The sequence below is a fragment of the Streptomyces sp. ME02-8801-2C genome, assembly GCF_033793965.1.
In the GTDB taxonomy this organism is placed as follows: Bacteria; Actinomycetota; Actinomycetes; order Streptomycetales; family Streptomycetaceae; genus Streptomyces.
Genome location: NZ_JARAXP010000005.1, coordinates 105855 through 131590 on the forward strand (window position 1 = coordinate 105855; position 25736 = coordinate 131590).

The 25736-nt window shown below is 68.9% G+C and carries 20 protein-coding genes, 1 tRNA gene and 2 pseudogenes; 12 read left to right on the forward strand and 11 right to left on the reverse strand.

Going from position 1 to position 25736, the window contains the following annotated elements; all coding sequences use genetic code 11:
* Positions 1-85 precede the first annotated feature (85 nt).
* From PV396_RS17740 to PV396_RS17755, 4 genes are all read left to right on the forward strand, one after another.
* Positions 86-1873, forward strand: coding sequence for a fibronectin type III domain-containing protein (locus PV396_RS17740; RefSeq protein WP_319205737.1), 1788 nt, complete (start codon positions 86-88; stop codon positions 1871-1873).
* Positions 1874-1919: 46 nt separating this feature from the next.
* A complete protein-coding gene (locus PV396_RS17745) occupies positions 1920-3653 on the forward strand; it encodes a fibronectin type III domain-containing protein (protein ID WP_319205738.1) in 1734 nt (577 codons plus the stop codon).
* 46 nt (positions 3654-3699) lie between these two features.
* Positions 3700-5457, forward strand: coding sequence for a PA14 domain-containing protein (locus PV396_RS17750; protein WP_319205739.1), 1758 nt, complete (start codon positions 3700-3702; stop codon positions 5455-5457).
* A 173-nt stretch (positions 5458-5630) separates the two neighbouring features.
* Positions 5631-8051: a PA14 domain-containing protein gene (locus tag PV396_RS17755; protein ID WP_319205740.1), complete on the forward strand. Its 2421-nt coding sequence runs from the start codon at positions 5631-5633 to the stop codon at positions 8049-8051.
* Between the two features lie 59 nt (positions 8052-8110).
* Here PV396_RS17755 and PV396_RS17760 read toward each other — a convergent pair whose 3' ends face one another.
* The 5 genes from PV396_RS17760 to PV396_RS17780 all read right to left on the reverse strand — a co-directional run bounded on the left by PV396_RS17760 (position 8111) and on the right by PV396_RS17780 (position 13466).
* Positions 8111-8557, reverse strand: coding sequence for a heat shock protein transcriptional repressor HspR (locus PV396_RS17760; RefSeq protein WP_319205741.1), 447 nt, complete (start codon positions 8555-8557; stop codon positions 8111-8113).
* A gap of 5 nt (positions 8558-8562) precedes the next feature.
* Positions 8563-9750 (reverse strand): molecular chaperone DnaJ, encoded by a 1188-nt coding sequence (gene dnaJ / locus PV396_RS17765; RefSeq protein WP_319205742.1) that lies wholly within the window; start codon positions 9748-9750, stop codon positions 8563-8565.
* A gap of 36 nt (positions 9751-9786) precedes the next feature.
* Positions 9787-10446: a nucleotide exchange factor GrpE gene (grpE, locus tag PV396_RS17770; RefSeq protein WP_319205743.1), complete on the reverse strand. Its 660-nt coding sequence runs from the start codon at positions 10444-10446 to the stop codon at positions 9787-9789.
* A complete protein-coding gene (gene dnaK, locus PV396_RS17775; protein WP_319205744.1) occupies positions 10443-12287 on the reverse strand; it encodes a molecular chaperone DnaK in 1845 nt (614 codons plus the stop codon). The genes grpE and dnaK overlap by 4 nt, the downstream gene beginning before the upstream one ends.
* A 150-nt stretch (positions 12288-12437) precedes the next feature.
* Positions 12438-13466: an MraY family glycosyltransferase gene (locus PV396_RS17780; RefSeq protein WP_319205745.1), complete on the reverse strand. Its 1029-nt coding sequence runs from the start codon at positions 13464-13466 to the stop codon at positions 12438-12440.
* A gap of 252 nt (positions 13467-13718) precedes the next feature.
* On the opposite strand from PV396_RS17780, the gene PV396_RS17785 reads away from it, so the two are divergent.
* From PV396_RS17785 to PV396_RS17800, 4 genes are all read left to right on the forward strand, one after another.
* The gene (locus tag PV396_RS17785) at positions 13719-16013 is read left to right on the forward strand and encodes a heterodisulfide reductase-related iron-sulfur binding cluster (RefSeq protein WP_319205746.1); all 2295 of its coding nucleotides are present in this window, start codon (positions 13719-13721) and stop codon (positions 16011-16013) included.
* Between the two features lie 156 nt (positions 16014-16169).
* Positions 16170-17492: a VCBS repeat-containing protein gene (locus tag PV396_RS17790; protein ID WP_319205747.1), complete on the forward strand. Its 1323-nt coding sequence runs from the start codon at positions 16170-16172 to the stop codon at positions 17490-17492.
* 139 nt (positions 17493-17631) lie between these two features.
* A complete protein-coding gene (locus PV396_RS17795) occupies positions 17632-19014 on the forward strand; it encodes an FG-GAP and VCBS repeat-containing protein (protein WP_319205748.1) in 1383 nt (460 codons plus the stop codon).
* Positions 19015-19065: 51 nt separating this feature from the next.
* Positions 19066-20151, forward strand: coding sequence for a Yip1 family protein (locus tag PV396_RS17800; protein WP_319205749.1), 1086 nt, complete (start codon positions 19066-19068; stop codon positions 20149-20151).
* A gap of 133 nt (positions 20152-20284) precedes the next feature.
* Here PV396_RS17800 and PV396_RS17805 read toward each other — a convergent pair whose 3' ends face one another.
* The gene (locus PV396_RS17805) at positions 20285-20941 is read right to left on the reverse strand and encodes a hypothetical protein (RefSeq protein ID WP_319205750.1); all 657 of its coding nucleotides are present in this window, start codon (positions 20939-20941) and stop codon (positions 20285-20287) included.
* A gap of 76 nt (positions 20942-21017) precedes the next feature.
* Here PV396_RS17805 and PV396_RS17810 point away from each other — a divergent pair, with 76 nt between their 5' ends.
* On the forward strand, positions 21018-21488 hold the full coding sequence (locus PV396_RS17810; RefSeq protein ID WP_319205751.1) for a hypothetical protein: 471 nt from the start codon (positions 21018-21020) through the stop codon (positions 21486-21488).
* A 13-nt stretch (positions 21489-21501) separates the two neighbouring features.
* Here PV396_RS17810 and PV396_RS17815 read toward each other — a convergent pair whose 3' ends face one another.
* The 3 genes from PV396_RS17815 to PV396_RS17825 form a co-directional block, all read right to left on the reverse strand.
* Entirely contained in the window at positions 21502-22029 is a 528-nt protein-coding gene (locus PV396_RS17815) for a phosphoribosyltransferase (protein WP_319205752.1), read from the reverse strand.
* A gap of 5 nt (positions 22030-22034) precedes the next feature.
* Entirely contained in the window at positions 22035-22610 is a 576-nt protein-coding gene (gene dcd, locus PV396_RS17820; RefSeq protein WP_319205753.1) for a dCTP deaminase, read from the reverse strand.
* A 90-nt stretch (positions 22611-22700) separates the two neighbouring features.
* A complete protein-coding gene (locus PV396_RS17825; protein WP_319206338.1) occupies positions 22701-22889 on the reverse strand; it encodes a hypothetical protein in 189 nt (62 codons plus the stop codon).
* 372 nt (positions 22890-23261) lie between these two features.
* Here PV396_RS17825 and PV396_RS17830 point away from each other — a divergent pair.
* Positions 23262-23335 (forward strand) — tRNA-Gly (locus PV396_RS17830).
* 79 nt (positions 23336-23414) lie between these two features.
* Here the strand turns inward: PV396_RS17830 and PV396_RS17835 are convergent.
* Positions 23415-24173: pseudogene (locus tag PV396_RS17835) on the reverse strand (tyrosine-type recombinase/integrase); the annotation flags it as partial.
* A 196-nt stretch (positions 24174-24369) separates the two neighbouring features.
* On the opposite strand from PV396_RS17835, the gene PV396_RS17840 reads away from it, so the two are divergent.
* Positions 24370-24879, forward strand: a complete 510-nt coding sequence (locus tag PV396_RS17840) for a DUF6879 family protein (RefSeq protein WP_416071429.1) — start codon at positions 24370-24372, stop codon at positions 24877-24879.
* Positions 24880-24906: 27 nt separating this feature from the next.
* Positions 24907-25107, forward strand: a pseudogene (locus PV396_RS17845) (helix-turn-helix domain-containing protein); the annotation flags it as partial.
* 128 nt (positions 25108-25235) lie between these two features.
* Here PV396_RS17845 and PV396_RS17850 read toward each other — a convergent pair.
* The gene (locus PV396_RS17850; protein WP_319205754.1) at positions 25236-25649 is read right to left on the reverse strand and encodes a MerR family transcriptional regulator; all 414 of its coding nucleotides are present in this window, start codon (positions 25647-25649) and stop codon (positions 25236-25238) included.
* Between the last annotated feature and the right edge of the window lie 87 nt (positions 25650-25736).

Sequence of the window (25736 nt, forward strand, 5' to 3'; positions counted from 1 at the left end):
CCGTACAACCAATTCACACCTTCGCCGGTCCTGATCGTCAACGGCACCTTCCTCGCCGTTGACGATCAGGACCCGAAGGATCGCCTTGAACCCAGCCAGACGCACGACGCAGGCAGCCACCACCGCCCTCGTGCTCGCCACCACCGGCGCCCTGCTCAGCACCGCGGCCCCGGCCGCCTCCGCCGCGACGACGTGCACTGCTCCCGTCTACACGCGGCAGTTCTTCGCGAACACCACGTTCTCCGGCACACCGAAGAAGACCGACTGCGACGCCTCCATCGCCGAGAACTGGGGCGCCAACGCCCCCGCAACCGGCCTCCCCAAGGACAACTTCGGCGTCCGCTGGACCCTGACCCGCGACTTCGGCTCGGGCGGCCCCTTCGCCGTCACGGCCGCCGCGCAGGACGGGATACGGGTCTACGTCGACGGTCAGCGCAAGGTCGACCTCTGGAAGAACGTCACGACGACGGTACGGAAGACGGTCAACCTCACCATCCCGTCCGGCAGGCACACCCTGCGCATCGACTACGCCAACTGGACGGGTAACGCGAACGTCAACTTCGCGTACGCGCCCCGGACTTCGGCGACCGTGGACAAGGTCAAGCCGCTTGCGCCCACCGCCCCCACGGTCACGTACGACAAGGCCACCGGCAAGGCGAAGCTCACCTGGGCGAAGAACAAGGAGATGGACCTCGCGGGGTATCGCATCTACCGCCGCCTGAACGGCACGCCCTTCGGCAGCACCCCCCTCGCGACGACCACCGCCACCGCCACCACCTACACGGACAGCACCCTCCCCGTGACCGGGGAGAAGTTCGCCTACTCGATCCGCGCGTACGACAAGGCGGGCAACGTGTCGGCCGGGACGGCGGATCTGGCGGTCACCACCGTGGACCGTGTCGCCCCGGGCGTGCCCCAGGACGTGGCGCTTGTCGGTTCGACGTCGTCGGACGGCATGCGCATCGGCTGGAGCACGGTCGGAGGCGCGGTGTCCTACCGGGTGTACCGGGCACCCGAGGTGTACGACGGCGTCAAGTACGTGCCCGGCGCGTACGCGATGATCGGCAGCACGAGCGGGCTCGCGTACCGGGACACCTCGGCCGCTGAGAACAAGGGGTACTACTACCTGCTCACGGCCGTCGACGCGGCGGGCAACGAGTCCGCGCGGTCCAAGGTCGTGACGGGCCGCCTCTGGGACGACGTTCCGCCGCCCGCCGTCACCGGCCTGACCGTGACGCCGACCGAGTACGGCTTCGAGCTGGACTGGGACGCGAACTCGGCCGAGGACCTCGCGTATTACCGGCTCTACCGGGGCACGTTGGGCGACTACGACGAGGACGGTGTGGAGGACTGCCTCCTGAGCGTGGCCAGGGAGTACCTGCCGGCCGACAGAACCTCGTTCACATACACGGCTGTCTCGGACTCGTACAAGTACACCGCCCTCCTGGACGGCGAGCAGGGCTGCTTCCTCGTCGACGCCGTCGACGACTTCGGCAACTCCTCCTTCAAGTGGACGGGCGAGGGCAGGACCGTCATGGCCGGCGAGCTGGACATGAGGCCGAGCGTGGCCACGCCCGAGGGCTCCCCGCTGGAGCTGACGACGACGGGCTCCGAGGGCGCCACCGAGGGGAACCTCCTCAACTGGACGTGGAGTTCCACCGCCCAGGAGACGACCGGCTACCGCGTCCACCGCTGGAACCCCGCCACCAAGGCGTACGAGAAGATCGCCGACCTCGGCGCCGACGCCAACGACTACTACGACACCGACGCCCCGCGCGACACGACGTCCTTCTACTGGGTGACCACCCTGGCCGCGGACGGCACCGAGTCCGTGCCGGCGGGCGCCTGGGCGGTCAACACCCCCGCGACGTGACGGCGTACGGGACCACGAGACAGAGAAAGAGCAGACACACACCCGTATGAACCTCGCCAGACGCACGAACGTGACCACGTCCGCCGCGACGGCAGTCGTACTCGCCACCGCGGGCGGCCTCCTCACCGCAGCCGCCGCCACACCGGCCTCCGCCGCGACGAGCTGCAACTCCCCTATCTACAAGCGCCAGTTCTTCTCCAACGCCACCTTCTCCGGCACCCCGAAGAAGACCGACTGCGACGCCTCCATCGCCGAGAACTGGGGCACAAACGCCCCCACAGCGGGCCTCCCGAAGGACAACTTCTCCGTGCGCTGGACGGTGACCCGGGACTTCGGCTCGGGCGGCCCCTTCGCTCTGGTAGCGGCAGCGCAGGACGGCATACGGGTCTACATCGACGGCACGCGGAAGATCGACCTCTGGAAGAACGTGTCGTCGACGGTGAAGAAGACCGTCAACGTCACAGTCCCCTCCGGAAAGCACACCCTGCGCATCGACTACGCCAACTGGAACGGCAACGCGAACGTCAACTTCGCCTACGCACCCCGCACTTCGGCGACCGTAGACAGGGTCAAGCCCCTCGTCCCGACCGCGCCCACCGTCACCTACGACAAGACGACCGGCAAGGCGAAACTCACCTGGGCGAAGAACAAGGAGATGGACCTCGCCGGGTATCGCATCTACCGCCGCCTCAACGGCACGCCCTTCGGCAACACCCCCCTCGCGACGACCACCGCCACCACCTACACGGACTCGACAGTCCCGAAGACCGGCCAGACGTACGCCTACGAGATCCGCGCCCACGACAAGGCCGGCAACCAGTCCGCCGGCACCGCCGATCTGACCGTCACGACCGTCGACAAGACCCCCTGGGCCGCGCCCGCCAGGCCGACCGTCACCTCCGAATACAGGGGCCTGCGGATCGGCTGGAAGGGGGTCACCGGAGCAGCGTCCTACCGCGTCTACCGGTCGACGAGCTGGGGTGGGAGGTACACCCGGGTGGGCAGCACCAACCAGCTCAGCTACCTGGACACCTCTGCCACCGAGCGCGTCCCCTACTTCTACAGCGTGACGAGCCTCGACTCGGCGGGCAATGAATCCGCCCGTTCCCTGGTCGGAGAGGGCACGCGCGAGGACCTCACCCCGCCGCCCGCCGTCACCGGCCTGAAGGCGACCCCGACCGAGTACGGCTTCAAGCTCCACTGGGACGCGAACCCGGCCGCTGACCTCTACCGGTACGTCGTCTACGCCGGCGACCTCCTGCGCGAGGAGGGCCAGCAGTTCTGCGTGGATGTCCACCAGGTGAAGTGGCTGAGCCCCAACACGACCTCGTACGCGTACGCCACCGGCCCGGACGGCGAGGAGCGGTGTCTCTTCGTCGACGCCCTCGACACCAAGTGGAACTCCCACTACGAGTGGACCCGTTCCCCCAACATCGTGATCGCCACCGAACTCGACACGACACCGAGTGTGCCGACGCCTGAGGGCTCGCCGCTGTCCCTCGCCGTGTGGGAGGAGGTGGGCAGCGAGGGGATCGAGCTGACGTGGGGCGGCCTCCCCCAAGGTTCCCCGCTGGACGCGGCTGGTTACCGCATCTACCGCTGGAACCCGGCCACTACCACGTACGAAAAGATCGCCGACTGGGAAAGCGACATTCACCAGTACTTCGACACAAGCGCCAAGCCCGGCACCGCGTCCTACTACTGGGTGACGGCAGTGGCAGCGGACGGCACCGAGTCCCTGCCCGCCGGCGACTGGACGGTCACCGCCCCCGCGAACTGACGGCGCACAAAACGACGAGACAGAGAAAGAGCAGACCCACACCCGTATGAACCTCGCCAGACGCACGAACGTGACCACGTCCGCCGCGACGGCCGTCGTACTCGCCACCGCAGGCGGCCTCCTCACAGCGGTCGCCGCCGCACCGGCCTCCGCCGCGACGAGCTGCAACTCCCCCGTCTACAAACGCCAGTTCTTCTCCAACGCCACCTTCTCGGGCACCCCGAAGAAGACGGACTGCGACGCCTCCATCGCCGAGAACTGGCGCGCCAACGCCCCCGCCCCCGGCCTCCCGAAGGACATGTTCGGCGTCCGCTGGACAGTGACCCGCGACTTCGGCTCCGGCGGCCCCTTCGCCCTCACCGCCATAGCCCAGGACGGCATCCGCGTCTACATCGACGGCCAACGCAAGGTCGACCTCTGGAAAAACGTCTCATCGACGCGCACCCAGAAGGTCAACGTCACCATCCCGTCCGGAAAGCACACCCTGCGCGTCGACTACGCCAACTGGACCGGCAACGCGAACGTCAACTTCGCCTACGCGCCCCGGACTTCAGCGGCCGTAGACAGGGTCAAGCCCCTCACCCCCACTGGCCCCTCCGTCTCGTACAACAAGGCCACCGGCAGGGCGAAGCTCACCTGGGCGAAGAACAAGGAGATGGACCTCGCGGGGTACAGGATCTACCGCCGCCTGAACGGCACCTCCTTCGGCAGCACCCCCCTCGCGACCACCGCCTCCCCCTCCTACACGGACACCAACCTCCCTCTCACAGGCGCGAGTTACTTCTACGAGGTCCGCGCGTACGACAAGGCGGGCAACGAGTCCGGCGGTACGACGGACAAGAGCGTCGTCACCGTCGACCGCACCGCTCCGGCCGCGCCCCAGGGGCCGACGGTCGTCAACGAGTCCGAACTGAACGGGCTCCGGCTCAGCTGGAGTTCGGTCGAGGGCGCCGTGTCGTACCGGGTGTACCGGGCGGTCGGGCCGCAGGGCAGGCTCTTCGAGGTCGCCCGGACGAACAAGGCGTCGTACCTGGACACGTCGGTCGTCGAGGGCGTCTCCTACCGCTACCGCGTCTCGGCGGTCGACGCCGCGGGCAACGAGTCGGCGCGTTCCGTCGCCGTGGACGGCAAGCACGACGACCACACCGCGCCGCCTGCGGTGACCGGCCTGAAGGCGACCCCGACCGAGTACGGCTTCAAGCTGAGCTGGGACGCAAACCGGGCCTCGGACCTCGCGCGATACGCGGTCTACGCAGGCGAGTTGGTCGACGGCAAGGACAGTACGGGCGCCCCGACCGGCGAGAAGGTGTGCTCCGCCGGCCTCCTGAAGTACGTGAACGCCGACACCACCTCGTACTCCTACCTCACCCGCCCGAACGGCGAACAGGCCTGCTTCTTCGTCGACGCCCTCGACAACGCCTGGAACTCGGTCCACACGGAGACCGGCGCCGCCCCCACGGTCGTGGCCACGGAACTGAACACCACCCCGACCGTGGCGACCCCGCCCGGCTCACCCCTGCACGTGACCGCCGTCCCGACCGAGGGCAACAGGGCCAACCAGGTCTTCTGGACCGGCCTGGACGCCAACTCCCCGCAGGCGGCGGGCGGTTACCGCGTCTACCGCTGGAACGCGGCGACTTCGACGTACGAGAGGATCGCGACCCTCGGCAAGACGGCCATCGTGTACGTCGACACCGCCTCGAAGCCCGGCACGACGTCCTACTACTGGGTGAAGGCCGTGGCGACGGACGGCACTGAGTCGCTCCCGGCGGGTGACTGGGCGGTCAACGCACCGCTGAACTGACCTGGAGAAGAGTGCAGCCGACGCATCGCCTGAATCGCGTCGGCTGCACGGATGGTTGAGCAATCGAGGTTGGCGGGTTGATCACTCCGCCGCATAACGCGCCCCAACTGATCAAGTCCCAGCAGAGGAACGCCTGCTGCGGGCCTCATCCGAACAAGAAACCGAAGGATGGCATGAACCCAGCCAGACGCGCGGCAGGCCCGGCCATCACCGCGACTGCCGTCGTGCTCGTCAGCACGGGTGCGCTGCTCACCACCGCAGCTCCATTCGCGGCCGCCGCAACCACCTGCAACTCACCTGTTTTCAAGCGGCAGTTCTTCGCAAACACTGCCTTGTCGGGCACGCCCAGGCGAACCGACTGCGATTCCGTCATCGCTGAGAACTGGGGCGCCGGAGCCCCCGCCACCGGCCTTCCGAAAGACAATTTCGGCGTCCGTTGGACCGTCACCCGGGACTTCGGATCCGGCGGGCCCTTCGCCTTCACCCTCGCCGCCCAGGACGGCATCCGCGTTTACCTCGACGGCAAGCGCAGGGTCGACCTGTGGAAAAACACGTCATCGACTGTGAAGAAGACCGTCAACGTCGACATCCCCTCCGGCAAGCACGCCCTCCGCATCGACTACGCCAACTGGACAGGCTCCGCAAACGTCCAGTTCGGTTACGCGCCCCGCACTTCGGCGAGCACGGACAGGGTCAAGCCACTCGTCCCGGTCGGCGCAGCGGTGACGTACGACAAGAGCAGCGGCACGGCCAAACTCACCTGGTCGCGGAACAAGGAGATGGATCTCGCGGGGTATCGGGTGTATCGGCGGCTGAAGAGCGGCTCCTTCGGCAGCAGACCGCTGATGACGACCGTCGCCACTACGTACATCGACACCGCACTTCCGAAAACGGGGGCGATGTATTACTACGAGGTCCGCGCCCGCGACAAGGCGGGCCATGACTCGTCTGGTACTGCGGACCTGCCCGTCACCACCGTGGACAAAACCCCGCCCGCCGCCCCGTCGGTGGCCTGGGACGCGTGCCCAGGCGATCAGCCGTATGCAGCCCCCCAGCTCGTCACCACTGCGCAGAACCAAGCCGACATCGCCTGGTATGAGATGCAGCGCCTTGTCACTGGCATCTGGACCACCGTCTACTCCGGTCCCAAGGGCGCGATCTGCGACGCCGGTTATCCCGCCGACGGCAGCAAGGTCACCTACCGCGGCCGAGCCCGTGACGCGGCCGGCAACTGGTCCCTCTACTCGGCCGCCACGACGTTCACCACCCCCGACCTGACGCCCCCTGCGCCAGTCGCCGACGCCCGCGTCGAGTACCGGTCGGGGGTTCCGCACCTGATCTGGTCGCCCGTCAGTGGGGCCTCCGCCTATCAGGTCGTCCAGTACGACCCGGCCACAAGCGGCTGGCTCGACGCGCTGCCCGGCGGTGGCACCACCAAGGAAACCGACGCTGTGCCACGCCAGTTGGCCGCGACCGCCGACACATACCGGTACGCGGTCCGCTCGACGGACGCCGGGGGCAACGCCGCCGCCCGTGCGGAGGTGACCCTGTCCATGGCGGACCGGCCCGAGGCGATCCCCCCGTACGAGACCACCGCGAACCGGGCCGGCCCTGGGGTGGTCGTCTCGTGGAGCAGTGCCGACCCGTGGACTTACGACGATGGTCCGCTGCTGACATACCAGATCTTGCGGACCGACCCGGCGACGGGCGAGAGCACCGTCGTGGACAAGTGCAAGTCGGGCATCGCGTTCGACGAGCGGCTGACGGACCCCTCGGTCAACTGGTGGTGGGCCGGTGACGACGCTCCGGCGTACGCCGGCCGCAAGGTTCTCCACGGCAGCTGTTGGGATGTCTCCGGGGCTTCCAGGACGACGTACGAGTACCGGATCGTCACCGTCGACCGGTACGGACACGCCTCGCAGCCCGGCGCGGCGGCCACGGCGACCACGCCGGACACCGAGCGTCCGGCCCCGGTACGGAACCTGACCGCCGAGGAGCTTCCGCTCGGCGTACGCCTGACTTGGACGCCACCCGCCGACGACGACATCGCCGCGTACTACGTATGGCAGGGCATCACCGACCCGGACACCGGCGACACCGTCTGGAAGAAGAACTGCTGGAAGGGGGACTCGCTCGCCGAGACCGAGATCCTCTGCCCGACCGTCCCGGACGGATCCACCCACGTCTACCGGGTGGCCGCCACGGACGACTGGGCCTACATCGAGGAGGGCCCGGACTTCTTCCACACGGCCGATATCTCGGTCACCCTGTCCGACACCCGGCCCCCGGGCTGGACCGGGACCGGGGTCCGCCAGGGCCAGTACCCGGCGCTGGAGGTCGGCTGCGAAGAGACAGACGGTCTGGGTGACTGCTCCCTGCTGCCCGACTATCGCGTGGACCGCTGGGACCCGGCTTCGGGCTCCTACACCACCCTCACCACCGCCAAGGTCGGCCGCCCGACCATCTACATGGATCACACCGTGCACGCGGACCTGCTGAACCTCTACTACTACCGAGTAGTGTTCACCGGTACCTCGGGCGTCGAACTCGCCACGCGGCAGGTGGCCTACGGCATCTGGAACAACTGGCTGTGACCACGTGGAAAGGGGCCCGGAGAATCCTCCGGGCCCCTTTCACCTGCCTGTGGGCTACGTCAGTCCTGCGACCGCTTCGGCCGCCACACCACCAACGCACTGGTCTGCTGAACTTCCTGATACGGCACCAGATCCCGCCGATACGACGCGTGCACCGCTGCCTCCCGCTGCTGCATCGCCGCGGCTGCGCCGTCCAGGGCCGACTCCATCTCCGCAACCCGCTGCTGCAACGCGGCGACCTGGTTCTCCAGTTCGATGATCCGCTTGATGCCGGCCAGGTTGATGCCCTCGTCCTGTGACAACGCCTGCACCGTGCGGAGCAGTTCGATGTCGCGGGCCGAGTAGCGGCGGCCCCGGCCGGCGGTGCGGTCGGGGGAGACCAGGCCCAGGCGGTCGTACTGGCGCAGGGTCTGGGGGTGCAGGCCCGAGAGCTGGGCCGCCACCGAGATGACGTAGACCGGGGTCTCGTGGGTCAGTTCATACGGATTGCGTCGACGACCGTCCATCTCGGTCAGGCTCCCTTCGCCGCCTCGAACAGCTCCGCCCGCGGATCCTCGTCCGCGGTCGCCTCGCGATACGCCTCCAGTGCGTCACGAGCCTTCCCCGCCAGCTCCGTCGGGACACTCACCTCGACGGTGACCAGCAGGTCGCCCCGGGTGCCGTCCTTGCGGACCGCGCCCTTGCCCCGCGCGCGCATCGTGCGCCCGTTGGGCGTGCCCGGGGGCAGCTTGAGGGTGACCGGCGGGCCGCCCAGGGTGGGGACCCTGACCTCGCCGCCGAGTGCCGCCTCGACGAACGTCACCGGCACCGTCACCGTCAGGTTGTCTTCCTTGCGGCCGAAGACCGGGTGGCTGTCGACGTGGACCGTGACGTACAGGTCACCCGCCGGACCGCCCCGCTCGCCCGGGGCACCCTTGCCGCGGAGGCGGATGCGCTGGTTGTCCGCGACCCCGGCCGGTATGCGCACCTGCATCGTCCGGGAGGACTTGGCGCGCCCCGAGCCGCTGCACACCAGGCAGGCGTGCTCCGCGATCAGGCCCCGGCCCTTGCAGTCCGGGCACGGGTCGGTGAGCGAGAAACCGCCGCCCGAACCGCGCGCCACCTGGCCGGTGCCCACGCAGGTCGGGCACACGCGCGGTGTGCCGTTCTTGTCGCCGGTCCCCGAGCACGCCTTGCACGGTGACTGGGACGTCATGCGCAACGGGACCGTCGCGCCGTCCACCGCCTCCGTGAAGCTCAGCGTGACCTCGGTGTCGATGTCCTGGCCGCGCCTGGGCTGCGTACGGGTGGTGCCGCCGCCCCGGTTGAACAGGCCGCCGAAGACATCCCCGATGCCGCCGCCGAAGCCGCCCGCACCGGAGCCGGCCCCGGCCCCGCCCTGGGCGCCGCCGCCGAAGAGGTCGCCCAGGTCGAAGTTGAAGGAGCCGCCGCCCGCGCCCGGCCCGGGGCGGAAGCCGCCGTTGCCGAAGAGGGCGCGGGCCTCGTCGTACTCCTTGCGCTTCTTGGGGTCACCGAGGACGTCGTTCGCCTCGGAGATCTCCTTGAAGCGCTCCTCGGCCTTGGCGTTGCCCTTGTTGGCGTCCGGGTGGAACTCGCGGGCGAGTTTCCGGTACGCCTTCTTGATCTCGGCCTCGGTGGCGTCCTTGGGGACGCCGAGAACCTTGTAGAAGTCCTTCTCGATGAAGTCCTTGGTGCTCATCCTCGACGTCCCTCCTTCCCACCGCCGTCATGCACGTCAGCCCTCTTCCGGGCCACCGCTCTCCTTGCCGTCCGCCGCGTCGCCCGACGTCGAGTCCTTGTCGGCCGGCGTCGCCCCGGGCTGGGGTTCGGCCACCGCGACCCGCGCGGGACGCAGGTTGCGCTCACCGAACTTGTAACCCGGCTGCAGGATCGCCACACAGGTCGTCTCCGTGACGTCCGGCGCGTACGAGTGCATCAGGGCCTCGTGGATCGTCGGGTCGAAGGGCTCGCCCTCCTTGCCGAACTGCTGCAGGCCCATCTTCGCGGCGACGGACTCCAGCGACTCGGCGACGGACTTGAACCCGCCCACCAGTTCACCGTGGTCCCGCGCGCGGCCGATGTCGTCGAGCACGGGCAGGAGTTCGGTCAGGAGGCTCGCGACGGCGATCTCCTTGACCGTGATCCGGTCCCGCTCGACCCGGCGGCGGTAGTTCTGATACTCGGCCTGGAGCCGCTGGAGGTCCGCGGTGCGCTCACCGAGCGCCGTACGCACCTGGTCCAGCTGTGCCGTCAGACCGGCGACCTGTGCTGCTGCTGCGTCCCCGGCCGGGGCCGCCCCCTCCGAAGAGGGGGCGGTCTTCGGCTCGGCGTCGTCGGACGTGGCGCCGGAAGGGACGTCGGGCTTCTCGTCGAAGCCCGGAGTCTCCTCCGTCACGCGGCACCGTCCTTGCGCTCGTCGTCGACGATCTCGGCGTCCACCACGTCGTCGTCGGCCTTGGGGGCCTCGGCGCCGGGCGCGTCGCCACCGGCGGCCTGCGCGGACTGGGCGTCGGCGTACATGGCCTGGCCCAGCTTCTGCGAGACGGCGGCGACCTTCTCCGTGGACGTGCGGATCTCGGCGATGTCCTCGCCCTTGAGCGCGGTCTTCAGCTCCTCGATCGAGGCCTCGACCTCGGTCTTGATGTCGCCGGGGACCTTGTCCTCGTTGTCCTTGAGGAACTTCTCCGTCTGGTAGACGAGCTGCTCGCCCTGGTTGCGGGTCTCGGCGGCCTCGCGGCGACGGTGGTCCTCGTCCGCGTACTGCTCGGCCTCCTGGCGCATCCGGTCGACCTCGTCCTTCGGCAGCGAGGAGCCGCCGGTGACGGTCATCTTCTGTTCCTTGCCGGTGCCGAGGTCCTTGGCCGTGACGTGCATGATGCCGTTGGCGTCGATGTCGAAGGCGACCTCGATCTGCGGGACACCGCGCGGGGCCGGCGGCAGGCCCGTCAGCTCGAACATCCCGAGCTTCTTGTTGTACGCCGCGATCTCGCGCTCGCCCTGGTAGACCTGGATCTGGACGGACGGCTGGTTGTCCTCGGCCGTCGTGAAGATCTCGGAACGCTTGGTCGGGATCGTGGTGTTGCGCTCGATGAGCTTCGTCATGATCCCTCCCTTGGTCTCGATACCGAGGGACAGCGGGGTGACGTCGAGGAGGAGTACGTCCTTGACCTCGCCCTTGAGGACACCGGCCTGGAGCGCGGCGCCGATGGCGACGACCTCGTCCGGGTTGACGCCCTTGTTGGCGTCGCGGCCGCCGGTCAGCTCCTTGACGAGCTCGGCGACGGCGGGCATACGGGTCGAGCCACCGACGAGAACGACGTGGTCGATCTCGGACAGGGCGATGCCCGCGTCCTTGATGACGTTGTGGAACGGCGTCTTGCAGCGCTCCAGCAGGTCGGCCGTCAGCTGCTGGAACTGGGCGCGGGTGAGCTTCTCGTCCAGGTGCAGCGGGCCCTCGGCGGAAGCCGTGATGTAGGGCAGGTTGATCGAGGTCTCGGTGGACGAGGACAGCTCGATCTTGGCCTTCTCGGCGGCCTCGCGCAGGCGCTGGAGGGCCATCTTGTCCTTGCCGAGGTCCACGCCGTGGCCGGTGCGGAACTGCTGCACCAGGTAGTCCATGACGCGCTGGTCCCAGTCGTCACCACCGAGGTGGTTGTCACCGTTGGTGGCCTTCACCTCGACGACGCCGTCACCGATCTCCAGGAGGGACACGTCGAAGGTGCCGCCACCGAGGTCGAAGACGAGGATCGTCTGGTCGTCCTTGTCGAGGCCGTACGCGAGAGCGGCGGCCGTCGGCTCGTTCACGATGCGCAGGACGTTCAGGCCCGCGATCTCGCCGGCCTCCTTCGTCGCCTGACGCTCGGAGTCGTTGAAGTAGGCCGGGACGGTGATGACCGCGTCCGTGACCTTCTCGCCCAGGTAGGCCTCGGCGTCGCGCTTGAGCTTCTGCAGGATGAAGGCGCTCATCTGCTGCGGGTTGAAGTTCTTCCCGTCGAGCTCGATCTTCCAGTCGGTGCCCATGTGGCGCTTGACCGACCGGATGGTCCTGTCGACGTTGGTGACCGCCTGACGCTTGGCGACCTCGCCGACCAGCACCTCACCGTTCTTCGCGAAGGCGACGACGGACGGCGTGGTCCTGGCACCCTCGGCGTTGGTGATGACGGTGGGCTCGCCGCCCTCCAGAACGCTGACGACGGAGTTAGTCGTGCCCAGGTCGATGCCGACCGCACGTGCCATTTCGATTCCTCCAAGGGAATGACCGAGTTGCATGACCGAGTCGGACCCTGACTTGGAGCCTGACTTGCAGTCTGACTTGAGTGGAACAGGCTCAAGTGTGCATCACTCCCGCCGCCCGGTCAACAGAGCTGAGTCGACCCCACTCAACTCTTATCCGTTCCTTACGCGCAACGCCGCTCTGACCTGCGCGGACTGCACCGCCGGATCCTGCCGAAGCCCGTACACGGGAACCCTCAGCAGCCCCAGTACGACCACCCCGGCCACCCCCACCACCCACCACAGCCCCGACTCCCCGACCCACCCGCCGTGCACGAGCACCCCCACCAGCACCGCCCCGAAGGCGCCCGCACCGAGCAGCAGGGCCGCCCCGCGCGAAGTGAGCCCGAGCCGCCGCAGCCGGTGAGCGAGATGGTCGGGCCCGCCCCGGGACAGGGGCCGCCCGGCCAGCCGCCGCGACACCACCACCAGCACCACGTCCGCGCCCGCGACGGCGGTGAGCGCGAACAACACCCCCGCGCTGGACGCCAGTTCGTGCCCGGTCCGCACGACCACCGCCGCCGACGCCAGCACGAACCCGGTGAACAGGGACCCGCAGGCGCCGAGGGCGATCCGCGCGGGATGCCAGTTGTGCATCAGGAACCCGGTGAGCGCGGCGGCCAGGACACTGAGCAGCACGGCGAGCCCGTCGAACACCTCGACGGCGGCACACGCGCCCACCCCGAAGGCGGTGAGCACCCCGACGGTCCCGAGCAGCCCGTCGGCGTGGTCGAGGGCCCGGAAGGCGAGGGCCACGAACACGATCCAGAGCAGCGCGAGCAGCCCGACCCCGAGCCCCAGCTCCCGGTACGGCACGACGAACGCGGCGGCGACACCCGTACCGACGACGAGGAAGCGCGCCTTGACCCGCCGTACGTCGGCCACGAGCCCCAGCGCGCCGACGCCCGCCCCGGCGACCAGCAGCTCGCCGACCCCGTCCCCCAGCGGGGCGTACCCGGTCCACTCCCCCGCGCCCGCGACCAGGCCCGTGGCGAGCGCGACGGCGAGCCCGCCGAGCAGGGGCAGGGGCCGTGCCCGGCGCCGGTCGAGCACCCCCAGCCGCAGGGCGAGGGTCCGCAGGAGGGCGGTGAGGACGGCGGCGAGGAGCAGGGCGGCGGTGGCGGCGAGAATCCCGTAGAGCACGGATTCACGGTAGGCGCAAATGTAACAATTGCGTACGAATAACACGACGCAACATCGTCGGAAAGTCGCCTGATCCGATCGGCCCCGATCCGCCACTCAGGTAAGCCTGAGCGATCCAGATCACTCCGCCGCTGGCTACAGTGCGGTTCAAGATATGAGTAGTCTCTGACAGACTGCCTAAGTTACCGCTTAGTAATACTGCTCCATTAGTCATTACGTACGTCATTACGCGCAGGCCTGAGGAGCCCCTCCATGCAACTCGCCGCGATCATCGTGTCGCTCGTCCTGACCGTGATCGGCGTCGCGCTGCTCGCACGCGCCATCGGTCAGTTCGTCCGGTACTTCAAGCTCGGCCAGCCGGTCCCGGCCGGTCTGCGGACGGACAACCCCTATCAGCGCAGCGTGACGCTGGTGAAGGAGTTCCTCGGCCACACGCGGATGAACCGGTGGGGCATCGTCGGCTTCGCCCACTGGTTCGTGGCGATCGGCTTCCTGACACTGCCGCCGACCCTCGCGCAGGCCTTCGGCCAGCTCTTCTCGGCGGACTGGACGCTGCCGGTCATCGGCGGCTTCCTGCCGTTCGAGCTGTACATCGAGTTCATCGGCGTGATGACGATCCTCGGCATCGCCGTGCTCATCGCGATCCGCCTGCTGAACCTGCCCTCGCGCCCCGGCCGCAAGTCCCGCTTCGCGGGCTCCAAGGCGGGCCAGGCGTACTTCGTCGAGTACGTCATCCTCACCATCGGCCTCGCGATCTACACCCTGCGCGGCCTCGAGGGCGCGATCCACCACGTCGAGCACTACGAGGCCGGCTACTTCGCCTCGTACCCGCTGGTCCTCGCCTTCAAGGGCCTGTCGCTCGGCACCCTGCAGAACCTGATCTACCTCACGGCGATGATCAAGATCGGGACGTCGTTCGTCTGGATGATCGTCGTCTCGCTCAACACCAACATGGGTGTGGCCTGGCACCGCTTCCTGGCCTTCCCGAACATCTGGTTCAAGCGCGAGGCGACCGGCGGTACGGCCCTGGGCGCCCTCCAGCCGATGACGTCCGGCGGCAAGGCCATCGACTTCACCGACCCCGGCGACGACGACGTCTTCGGCGTCTCCCAGGTCGAACAGTTCTCCTGGAAGGGCCTGCTCGACTTCTCCACCTGTACGGAGTGCGGTCGCTGCCAGTCGCAGTGCCCGGCCTGGAACACCGGCAAGCCGCTGTCCCCCAAGCTCCTGATCATGTCGCTGCGCGACCACGCCCACGCCAAGGCCCCCTACCTGCTCGCGGGCGGCGGCAAGACGGCCGAGGGCGAGGAGAAGGGCAGCGAGGAGCAGCTGAAGGACGTACCGGCCGCCGCGCTGGCGGAGGCCGAGCGCCCCCTGATCGGCACGGCGGAAGAGAACGGCGTCATCGACCCGGACGTCCTGTGGTCCTGCACCACCTGCGGCGCCTGCGTCGAGCAGTGCCCGGTCGACATCGAGCACGTCGACCACATCGTCGACATGCGCCGCTACCAGGTGATGATCGAGAGCGCGTTCCCGTCCGAGGCGGGCACGATGCTCAAGAACCTGGAGAAGAAGGGCAACCCCTGGGGCCTGGCGAAGAAGCAGCGCCTGGAATGGCTCAAGGAGCTCGACTTCGAGGTCCCGGTCGTCGGCAAGGACATCGAGGACCTCAGCGAGGTCGAGTACCTGTACTGGGTCGGCTGCGCCGGCTCCCTCGAGGACCGCGCCAAGAAGACCACCAAGGCGTTCGCCGAACTCCTCCACATCGCGGGCGTCAAGTTCGCGATCATGGGCGGCGACGAGAAGTGCACCGGCGACTCCGCCCGCCGCCTCGGCAACGAGCCCCTGTTCCAGGAGCTCGGCATGGAGAACGTGGCGGCGCTGAACATGGCGTTCGGCGAGGAGATCGACGACGACGGCAATGTCACCCCGGAGTCGAAGAAGCCCAGGTCGGCGAAGAAGATCGTCGCGACCTGCCCGCACTGCCTGAACACGATCGGCAACGAGTACCCGCAGCTCGGCGGCGACTACGAGACGATCCACCACACCCAGCTGCTCCAGCACCTCATCGACGAGGGCAAGCTGCTCCCGGTCACGCCCGTCGAGGGCCTGATCACCTACCACGACCCCTGCTACCTGGGCCGCCACAACAAGATCTACACGCCCCCGCGCGAGATCATGTCGGCCGTCCCGGGCCTGCGCCAGCAGGAGATGCACCGCCACAAGGAACGCGGCTTCTGCTGCGGCGCGGGTGGCGCGCGGATGTGGATGGAGGAGCGGATCGGCAAGCGCATCAACAACGAGCGCGTCGACGAGGCCCTCTCCCTCAACCCCGACATCGTCTCCACCGCCTGCCCCTTCTGCCTCGTCATGCTGACCGACTCGGTCAACGGCAAGAAGAACGAGGGCAAGGCGAAGGAGTCCGTCACGGTCGTCGACGTCGCCCAGCTGCTCCTGACGTCCGTGAAGACCCCGGCTTCCGACGACGAGCCCCCGGCGGACGAGCCGGAGTCCGAGAACGCGCCGGAGCCGCAGCCGGTGAAGTAACCGGCCGCACCGCTGCAGCCGACAGCCCCCTGCCCCGCACGGGCACGGGGCTGTCGCCTTGTCTCGAACACGTGCATCATTACTGAGTAGTTGCCAATGGGGTCAATGGTCCGGACGAGGTGCAGGGTGCGGATGCGGGCGCAGGTGCGGGCACGAATGCAGGTGCGGACGCGGGTGCGAAGCGGCGGTCGGGGTACGACGGCCACCACCGCCCTGGCGGCCATCGGCGCCCTCGTGGCCCTCACCGCCTGCGGCCCCTCCTCCGGCGACGAGGGCGCGACCCCCGACCGGACCCCGATCCGCGCCGCCAAGGCCCCCGCCCAGCGCCCGATCCCGCAGGGCGACGGCAGCAAGGTCCCGGACGACTTCAACGGCGACGGCCACCGCGACCTCGTCCTGGGCGACCTGGTCAAGGACCAACTCCACACCGACGACGCCGGAATCGGCATCGTCTACGGCTCCCCGGGCGGACTCGTCCCCGGCGCCCGCCAGTTGCTCAGCCCGTCCCGCCAAGCAGCCCGTACGAAGGGCCAGTTGCCGGCCGTCTTCGACGCGGAGGAGACCTGCGACCTCGACGGCGACGGCTTCACCGACCTGATCGTGTCGACGGACCCGCCCTACGACGGCCAGGGCCGGCCCCCGGTACCCCTCCAGCTCCTCTTCGGCTCCCCGAACGGCCTCACCGGCCGCGCGGTCACCCTCACGATCCCCGGCCAGGCCCGCGCCGGCAACGACTGGCCCGACCAGCCGGTGTGCGGCGACTTCGACGGCGACGGCGCCAAGGACCTGGTCGTCCACGCCTCGGACGTCCAACTCAGCTATCTGCGCGGCCCGTTCACCCGCAAGGGCACCCCGCGCAAGGCCGGCCCGCCGATCGTCGCCCCCGGCAACGTCCCCACGGGCCCGGCGGCCGACGTGAACCGCGACGGCTACGACGACCTGATCGTCCGTACGGCGGACGGCACCGCGAAGTCGTCGGTCGTCCTCGGCGGCCCGAACGGCCCGACACGCACCGGGGCCGTGCTGCCCGAGGGCATCGACGTCGCCCTCGGCCGCTTCGGGAAGGGCAAGAACCTGGACGCGGCGGTGGGCGCGATGGGCGAAACGTCACTGCGCTACGACCTCCCCGACGCGGCCTCCGGCACCCTCGCCACCCCCGGCTCGATGCTCGACACCGGCGACTTCGACGGCGACGGCCGCGCCGAACTCGTCTCCAGCGGCTCCCGGTTGAGGATCTTCCGGGCCCCGACAGCCACGACCGGCCTCTCGACGAAGGGCATGGTCACCGTCGCCCCACCGACCCGGGGCACGACCCGCGTCCTCACGGTCGGCGACTTCGACGGTGACGGCCGGGCGGACCTGGTGGTGCGGACGTATCGGGGGGAGACGTGGGACGAGGTGGCCGTCTACCCCGGCACGAAGAACGGCCTGGTGGCGGCGAAGCCGTCGGTGACGTTCTCCAGCTCGGAGTTCCTGTAGGGGTCTCGCAGGGCCCCCTCCCGTACAACCTTCGGCCGTCACCGACCGTCTCCCACGTACTCACGGGAACCGCCCACCGTGCCAACACGCTTACGCGGACGTGCACTTGACCGCGTGCACCTGTACCGGGGAGACCACCATGCGACGGACACGCATCACCACGGCGGCCCTGGCCGCCACCCTGCTCGCCACCGGCCTGGCACCGCTGGCCCTCACCACGCCCGCCACCGCGGCCCCCGCCAAGTACGCCGACGACTTCAACGGCGACGGCCACCGCGACTACGCCGAGTTCTCCTACGGCGCCCGGCACGAGCACCGGGGCGGCGCCGTCAAGGTCACCTTCGGCACGGCGAACGGACCGGGCACCAGGGTCCAGTACATCGGCCAGAACAGCCCCGGTGTGCCCGACTCCGACGAGGTCGACGACAACTTCGGGAACGTCCGGGCCGCCGCCGACTTCAACGCCGACGGGTACGGCGACCTGGCCGTATCCGCCACCGGCGAGAGCGTGGCGGGCCGGATGAGCCAGGGCTCGGTCACCATCCTCTGGGGCAGCAGGGCCGGCCTGTCCGGCGGGACCAGCATCCCGGCGCGGTCGCACACCTCGTGGGCACGGATGGGCACGGACCTCGCGGTCGGCGACTTCAACGGGGACGGCAAGAAGGACCTGGCCGTCGTCGCGGGCAGCAAGGCGTGGGTCTACCGGGGCACCATCTCCCGCGCGGGCGTGGCCGGTTCGGTCACCGCCCTGGACAGGAACGGGCAGTTCGAGGTCTCCTCGCTGATCGCGGGCAATGTGACCGGCGACAACAAGACCGACCTCGTCGTCATCGGCGATGTCCTCGGCGCCGGCACCATCGCCTCCGACGCCTGGTTCATCAAGGGCGGCACCAGCCTGGTCCCCGGCCGCACGCTCCGGCTGGAGGGCGTGCACAGCCTCGGCGGCCAGGTCGAGCGCGGCGGCGACGGCGTCATCGCCGACTTCAACAAGGACGGCAAGGGCGACATCGCCATCGGCACCCCGCTGTTCTCCTCCTACCGCGGCATGGTCAGCATCTGGTACGGCGCCGCCGCCGGACCCGCCAGGGTCACCCGCCTCACCCAGAACACACCGGGTATCGCGGACAGTACGGAGCCGGACGACAGCTTCGGCGCCGGCATCGCCGCCGGCGACATCGACGGCGACGGCTACCGGGACCTCGCGATCGGCGCGTACGGCGAGAAGATCGGCGGCCAGCCGTACGCCGGCGGGGTCCACGTCCTCTACGGCCGCGCGGGCGGTCTCACGACCACCGGCGCGCAGTGGCTCGCCCGCAGCACGGCCGGCATCCCCGGCAACCTCACAGCAGGCGACATGTTCGGCGCGAAGCTGCGCCTGCGCGACGGCAACCGCGACGGCAAGGCCGACCTGTACGTGTCGGGCGGCGTGAGCTCCGTGCGCCTGCTCGGCTCGGCGACGGGGATCAGGACGGCCGGGGCGACCTCGGTGCCGGACGGCCTGATCGACGGCCTGCTCCCGTAGGGGACAGAAGCGAAACTCCCCTAGGGAAGCAGCCCAGGCCCCCCTTACGGGATGTCACAGGTCGGCAGCAAAGCGGGGTCCGGAAGCCCGGGCCCCACGCGCCACTCTCCAGGACCAGGTACGTTCGATGACGTGGCTGGATTCAGGATCGGACGCGGCGGCCGGGACAACCGCCCCCCGCAAGCGCGACCGCAACAACAACCGCGGCAGCAGCCGTACGGCCAGCAGCCCCCGCAGGGCGGCCCGTCGTACGGCTACCCCTCCGCGCCGCAGCAGCAGCCGTACGGCGGCGGACAGCCGTCCTACGGCGGCCCGGGCGGCGCCGGAGGGCGGCAGTGGCCCCCGCAGCCGAACCCCGGCGGCGGTTACGGCGGACAGGGCGGGCCCGGTGGACACGGCGAGCCGGAGTACTTCGGCGACGGCGGTCACGGGCAGCAGCACGGCCAGTACGGGCACGGCCCCCAGGGCCACCCCGACGCCCCCGTGGACCCGTACGCGGCCAACAACCCTGGTCACACACAGGCGTTCACGACGAGCGACGACCCGTACAACCAGGGCGACACCTATCGCGCGGGCGGCCCCTCGGCCCCGGCCGGTCCGCGGCTGCGCTGGAAGGAACTGCTGCGCGGCATCGTGACCGCCCCCGACCGCACGTTCCTCCAGATGCGCGACTACCAGGTGTGGGCGCCGGCTCTCGTCGTCACGTTCCTGTACGGCCTGATCGCCGTCTTCGGGTTCGACGACACCCGCCAGGACACGATAAACGCGACGCTCAGCAACGCGATCCCGATCGTGCTGACGACGGGCGTCGCGATGGTCCTGAGCGCTTTCATCCTGGGCGTGGTCACCCACACCCTGGCCCGCCAGCTCGGCGGCGACGGCGCCTGGCAGCCGACGGTCGGCCTCTCCATGCTGGTCATGTCCATCACGGACGCCCCGCGCCTCGTCGTCGCGATGTTCGCGGGCGGCGACGCCCCCTTCGTACAGATCCTCGGCTGGGCGACCTGGGTCGCGGCGGGCGTACTCCTGACCATCATGGTCCGCCGCTCCCACGACCTGCCGTGGCCGAAGGCACTGGGGGCGTCGGCGATCCAGCTGATCGCGCTGCTGTCGATCGTGAAGCTGGGGACGTTCTGAGGTTCCAGGGGGCTCGCTGAGTTTTCAGGGGGCCCCTGAGTTTTCAGGGGGCCCCTGAGTTTTCAGGGGGCCCCTGAGTTTTCAGCGGGCCCGCTGAGGTTCCAGGGGGCCCGCTGAGGTTCCAGGGGGCTGTCTACTGCCTGTCGGCGGCGGGTGCGCCGTGCCAACGCCATTGCGTGAGTCGCGGCCGGCCTGGGATTTCCGCGCGGCCGGTGGCCCACAGCAGGGTGAGCCACCGGTCGGTGTCCGTCGGGGCGTGGGGGAAGAGCCGGAGCAGCACACGGTGGCAGACGTCGGCGTCCGGCACCCAGTCGATGCCGAGGCCCTCGGCGATGTCGTACATGTGCACCAGCGTCTCGACGACCCCCATGGCGGCGAAGCCCTCGGGATCGGACGCACCGAAGACGTGGTGCGACCTGACTGCCGGCGGCGCAGTCCGCGCGATGGCCGTCAGCAGGGCGCCGCAGGCTTCCAGTACCTGCAACAGGCCGGCCGTGCCGGCGTCACGGTCCGCGAAGATGACGTTCGCCGGGCCGCCGGGCTTCTTTCGGCTCCAGACGAACGGGACATGCGTGTCCAACGGCGGGCTCGCGGGGCCCAGTTGGGCAGCGTAGGAGAACAGGTCGTCGGCGAGGTGCTCGACGGTCTCCCAGCAGCTCCACTCCAGGGAACCGGCTTTGGCGTCCCAGTCCGGCGCTTTCGCCGCCCGCAGGGTGGCCACCGCCAGGCGGACGGCGTACTCGACGTCGTCGGCGGTGACGGGGCCGCTCGATCCGCGCGTTTGAGGCATGCCGGGACCGTATCAATGACCGTGGGGGGCTGCGGCTTCGCGATCAACTCCGCGTCCACATGCGAGAATTCGCGCCGTGCAGTGGACAACGATCGTAAGCACCGCCGTCGGCATCGCCGGCGGAGCGGGGGCCACCATAGCCGTCGAGCATGTTCGCTGGCGCCGAGCAATGATCGATCGCGTGTTTCAGGATCGCCGCGATCTGTACGTGGACTGCTTCGTCACCCTCCGGCGAGCCCACGAGGCCATGCGGGGCACGGTCGCGGACGGGCAACCGCACGATGAGCTGGCGGCAAGGGTCCGCGAGGCCTTCCGCGCCTCCGGCTGCGACGAAGCCCGGGAACGCATGTTCCTGCTGGGCGTCTCGGACGAGGTTGAGGCCGCGATAACGGCCTCGTATCACACCCTCCGCGAGGTGAGGCAGGTGCTGGCCGAAGGCCACGACCTGACCTCGGCCGAGTACTCGACCGCCAGGCAGGCGCACGGAGACGCGACGCGCGCGGCCCGCGTGGTGCTCCGCCGCGATCTGAGCGCTGTCCGCAGGTAGGGCGGGCAGGGCGTCAGAGCGCTTCTTTCGACGGCGTGACCGGCTCCCCCGACTTACGTACTACAGGCAGGACACTCCACGGGAAGTTGATCCACGCGTCGGTCCGCTTCCACACGTACTCGCACTTCACGAGCGACTGCGTCTTCTCGTAGATCACCGCCGAACGCACCTCGGCGACGGCGTCCAGGCAGAAGTCGCGCACCAGTTTGAGCGTCTTGCCGGTGTCGGCGACGTCGTCGGTGATGAGGACCTTCTTGTCGGAGAAGTCGATCGCGTTCGGGACGGGCGCGAGCATGACGGGCATGGGAAGCGTGGTCCCGACACCGGTATAGAACTCGACGTTGACCAGATGGATGTTCTTGCAGTCGAGCGCATAGGCAAGCCCACCGGCGACGAACACCCCGCCCCGCGCGATGCTGAGCACGACATCGGGCTCGTACCCGTCGTCGGCGATGCTCTGCGCGAGCTCACGCACGGCACCACCGAACGCTTCGTAGGTCAGGTTCTCCCGTATGTCACTTACATCACTGGCGTCACTCACGTCGCTCACACCTGTGTCCGGTGGAAGTTGAGGAAGGACCGGGAGGCAGTGGGCCCACGCTGCCCCTGGTACCGGGAGCCGTACCGCTCGCTGCCGTACGGGTACTCGGCCGACGAGCTGAGCTGGAACAGGCACAGTTGGCCGATCTTCATACCGGGCCAGAGCTTGATGGGGAGGGTGGCGAGGTTGGAGAGCTCGAGCGTCACGTGTCCGCTGAACCCCGGGTCGATGAACCCGGCGGTGGAGTGGGTGACGAGTCCGAGGCGCCCGAGCGAGCTCTTGCCCTCGAGGCGGGAGGCGAGATCGTCGGGAAGGGTGATGACCTCGTACGTGGAGGCGAGCACGAACTCCCCGGGGTGGAGGATAAACGGCTCGTCGCCCTCGGGCTCGACCAGGCGCGTCAGGTCGGCCTGCTCGATCGAGGGGTCGATGTGGGGGTAGCGGTGGTTCTCGAACACCCGGAAGAAGCGGTCGAGGCGCACGTCGACACTCGACGGCTGCACCATGGATTCGTCGTAGGGCTCGATCCGTACCCGCCCGGAGTCGATCTCGGCCCGGATGTCCTTGTCTGAGAGAAGCACGCCCCGAGGATACGCAAGGCGCGCGAACCCGACACCATCGGTCGACCTCGCGCGCCTGCTACTGCTACTACTACTGCTTCGACTTCCACTTCACTTGCTGGTGGTGGTGCTCCGCTGCTGCTGTTGCTGCTCCAACGTCACCGGCACCACACTGCGGAGCCGCGCACAGCGCGGACACCGGACCAGCCGGCCGGGGCCGAGCCGCTCGGCCTGCTGCATCGGAAACGAAGCGGTGCTGAACACGTGCCCTTCGGCACAACGGACGACGGTGCGCTCGATCAAGTCCTCAGAGTCCCTTCCCCAAGAGCCGTCGCCGGTCACTGCCGAGACCGACGAGGACCGTCACATTACGGGACGAAAAGGGCGGCCCTCCAGGCGGCACTCCGATCCCGCCCGATCCTGCCCGACCCCTCTTCCGCGCCCCCACCGTACGCCCCAACTCCGGCCGCCCGCAGCCGGGTCACGCGGTGGGAACGGGTCCGGTTCGCGTGGGTTTCCGGCCCCGTCAGGGTCTGATCTGCGGGCGATTCACATCCGGAACATCGCCGGAACCGCCCAGAAACGGCGGCAGGCCCCACGGCTTCGGCGCCGGGGGCCTGGCGTACGGTAGAGTGACTGAGCGTTCGGACACCGGTCGTACCGGCGTCTTACGCGGGTGTAGTTTAGTGGTAGAACATCAGCTTCCCAAGCTGAGAGTGCGAGTTCGATTCTCGTCACCCGCTCCATGACAAACCCCCAGGTCATCGACCCGGGGGTTCTTTGTTGTCTAGACCGGTGGGCAGGTGCCGCACCACAACCGCACCATTAGCTCTCGGCGGCCTCCTCACTGTGGTGCGCGGGTTGATCCTTGTGACGCTTCGCACGCTCGGTCCGCACCAGACCATCGAGCCCGGCGGCGACCTCCCGCTGCCGCTCCTCGTCGGAGTGCTGATAGATCAGCGCGGCCTTCTCCGAGGACTGACCCGCGCGAACCATCGTGTCCTTCAGGGTGGCGCCAGAGCGCGTCGACAGGGTGTGTCCGGTGTGCCGAAGATCGTAGAAACGGAAGCCGTCCGGGAGACCTGCGACGACCCGGGCGCGCCGCCACTTCCGGCCGAAGGATGTGCGGCGGAAGGCCGCCCCTTTCTCGCCGACGAAGAGGAGACCGTCAGGCCCCTTCTCCGCGTACCAGGCGAGGTGGCGTTTCACCTCCTCCTCCGGGAAGGCCGGAAGGACGACGAGGCGGGCGCCCGCATCCGACTTTGTGGCCCCGGGAGCACGCTGCCCGTTGGTTCGCTCGGGCTCGGCGACATGGACGCGGATCACGAGGTTGTCGAGGTCGACGTCTCGGCGCCGGAGGCCGGCCAACTCCTCGGGCCGCATCGGTCCGTACGCCCCGAGGTAGACCATGAAACGCCAGCGGATACCGATCACATCGGCAAGGGCGTCGACCTGGGCGACGGTGGCGATCCGGCGCTCAGCGGCGGACTCCTTTCCGGCGCCCTTGATCCGGCACGGGTTGCGGCTGATCAGGTCATCGTCGACGGCCGTCTCCATGATGCCTTTGAGCAGCCGGTACGCCTTAGTGCTGTGACCGGGAACGTTCACCGTGTTAGGAGTTCGGGCTCATCTTGGCGAGCCCGTGTGGACCGATCAGTCAGAAACAGCTGCTTGCCAGCTCCATGAGGCGCGGCGGGGGCGGTCATCCAGCTCGCCGCGGCCGGTGCACCAGAGATCCCCCGGCGCATGGTGCAGTTCTTCCTGGAGGTGAAGAAGGCCGATGAGGACCCCGACGTTTGAGGAGTTGTTCCGCGACTGCCAGAGGACGGCCGTTCATCTGGAGATGCGCGACGCCTACATGAAGTCGGATCCCGCCTTCGTCGACTGGAAGGCCGGCGTGGCACTCGACCCGGCCGAACGCTGGGGTGACTGGCACAGCATCGTCACTGAGGCGACCTCGCGAGGCGTCGAGGTCCGCCGAGCCCGGGTCGTGTCGACTCCCGTCAGCGAGTACGTCCGCTTCGAGTACGACGTGACGGACGGACTGAACATCGCTGCTGGCGAAGAGGTGCGCTGGCTCTCCCGGCGAAACGCAACGGGCCTGGCGCTTCCGGGCAACGACTTCTGGCTTTTCGACTCCAGCCTCGTCCTCGTCAACCACTTTGACGGAGAGGGCGAGAACATGGAGGTGGAGCTCACAGAAGACCCTGAGGTGGCGAAGCTCTGCAAGTCTGCCTTCGAGTCCGTGTGGGCGCGGGCAACACCGCACGCAGAGTTCCAGCCGGCCTGACGGCTCGAACGGCAGTATCGCAGCGACATGACATCGCCATCTTCGAGCGTTCAGGAAGCCCGCAGGGCCCTGGGTAAACGCCTGAGTGAAATCCGGGTCGAAGCCGGGCTCACCAAGCGAGCGCTGGCCAGCAGTCTCGGCTGGCATGAGTCGAAGTGTTCGCGCTTCGAGAGCGGCACGCGTCCGCCTTCGGAGCGCGACCTTCGTGCGTGGGCTGCTGCTTGCGGTGCGGACAGCGCGGCCGAGGATCTCGTGTCGACAGCCCGCGGCATCGAGGGCATGTACGTCGAGTGGCGCCGGATGGAGCGCACCGGCCTGAAGCAGGCCCAGGAGTCCGTTCTCCCTGAACGCGCGGGTCAGGGCAGGGCGACAGAGGTGTTCTGGTTCAGGTGCGTGCGGAGGGTGGCGGCGAAGTCCTCGGCGCGGGCCAGCTGGACGCGGAGCTTGTCCACCTGCTCGGTCGCGGCCTGTTCGTAGACGCGGACACGGCCCAGCAGGACGTCCCGCTCGGCGGCATCGACGGGGTCGTCGCCGTCAAGGCGGTCGGTGGCGTCCAGGAGGTCGCGCATCTGGTCGAGGGTGAAGCCGAGCGGCTTCATGCGCCGGATGACCATGAGCCGGACGACGTCGGCCTCGGTGTAGAGGCGGAAGCCGCCCTGGGAGCGGGCGGAGGGGATGACCAGGCCGGTTTCCTCATAGTGCCGGATGGTGCGCAGAGACAGCTCCGTCCGCGCGGCGACCTCGCCGATCTGCATGTGCTTGTCGTCCACGCCTGTCTCCTGGCCCTTCTCGTCCTGTCGGGACCGCGCCCCGTGCGATGCCGCCACCCTCTACTCTAACGTTAGGGTAGAGTTGCT

Excerpts from the sequence above, each read along its gene's own strand:
- PV396_RS17800 (WP_319205749.1), top strand. The coding sequence starts at position 19,066 with ATGTCACAGGTCGGCAGCAAAGCGGGGTCCGGAAGCCCGGGCCCCACG.
- PV396_RS17745 (WP_319205738.1), top strand. The coding sequence starts at position 1,920 with ATGAACCTCGCCAGACGCACGAACGTGACCACGTCCGCCGCGACGGCA.
- PV396_RS17795 (WP_319205748.1), top strand. The coding sequence starts at position 17,632 with ATGCGACGGACACGCATCACCACGGCGGCCCTGGCCGCCACCCTGCTC.
- PV396_RS17755 (WP_319205740.1), top strand. The coding sequence starts at position 5,631 with ATGAACCCAGCCAGACGCGCGGCAGGCCCGGCCATCACCGCGACTGCC.
- PV396_RS17805 (WP_319205750.1), bottom strand. The coding sequence starts at position 20,941 with ATGCCTCAAACGCGCGGATCGAGCGGCCCCGTCACCGCCGACGACGTC.
- PV396_RS17840 (WP_416071429.1), top strand. The coding sequence starts at position 24,370 with ATGAGGACCCCGACGTTTGAGGAGTTGTTCCGCGACTGCCAGAGGACG.
- PV396_RS17760 (WP_319205741.1), bottom strand. The coding sequence starts at position 8,557 with ATGGACGGTCGTCGACGCAATCCGTATGAACTGACCCACGAGACCCCG.
- PV396_RS17750 (WP_319205739.1), top strand. The coding sequence starts at position 3,700 with ATGAACCTCGCCAGACGCACGAACGTGACCACGTCCGCCGCGACGGCC.
- dnaJ (WP_319205742.1), bottom strand. The coding sequence starts at position 9,750 with ATGAGCACCAAGGACTTCATCGAGAAGGACTTCTACAAGGTTCTCGGC.
- PV396_RS17785 (WP_319205746.1), top strand. The coding sequence starts at position 13,719 with ATGCAACTCGCCGCGATCATCGTGTCGCTCGTCCTGACCGTGATCGGC.
- dnaK (WP_319205744.1), bottom strand. The coding sequence starts at position 12,287 with ATGGCACGTGCGGTCGGCATCGACCTGGGCACGACTAACTCCGTCGTC.
- PV396_RS17790 (WP_319205747.1), top strand. The coding sequence starts at position 16,170 with ATGCAGGTGCGGACGCGGGTGCGAAGCGGCGGTCGGGGTACGACGGCC.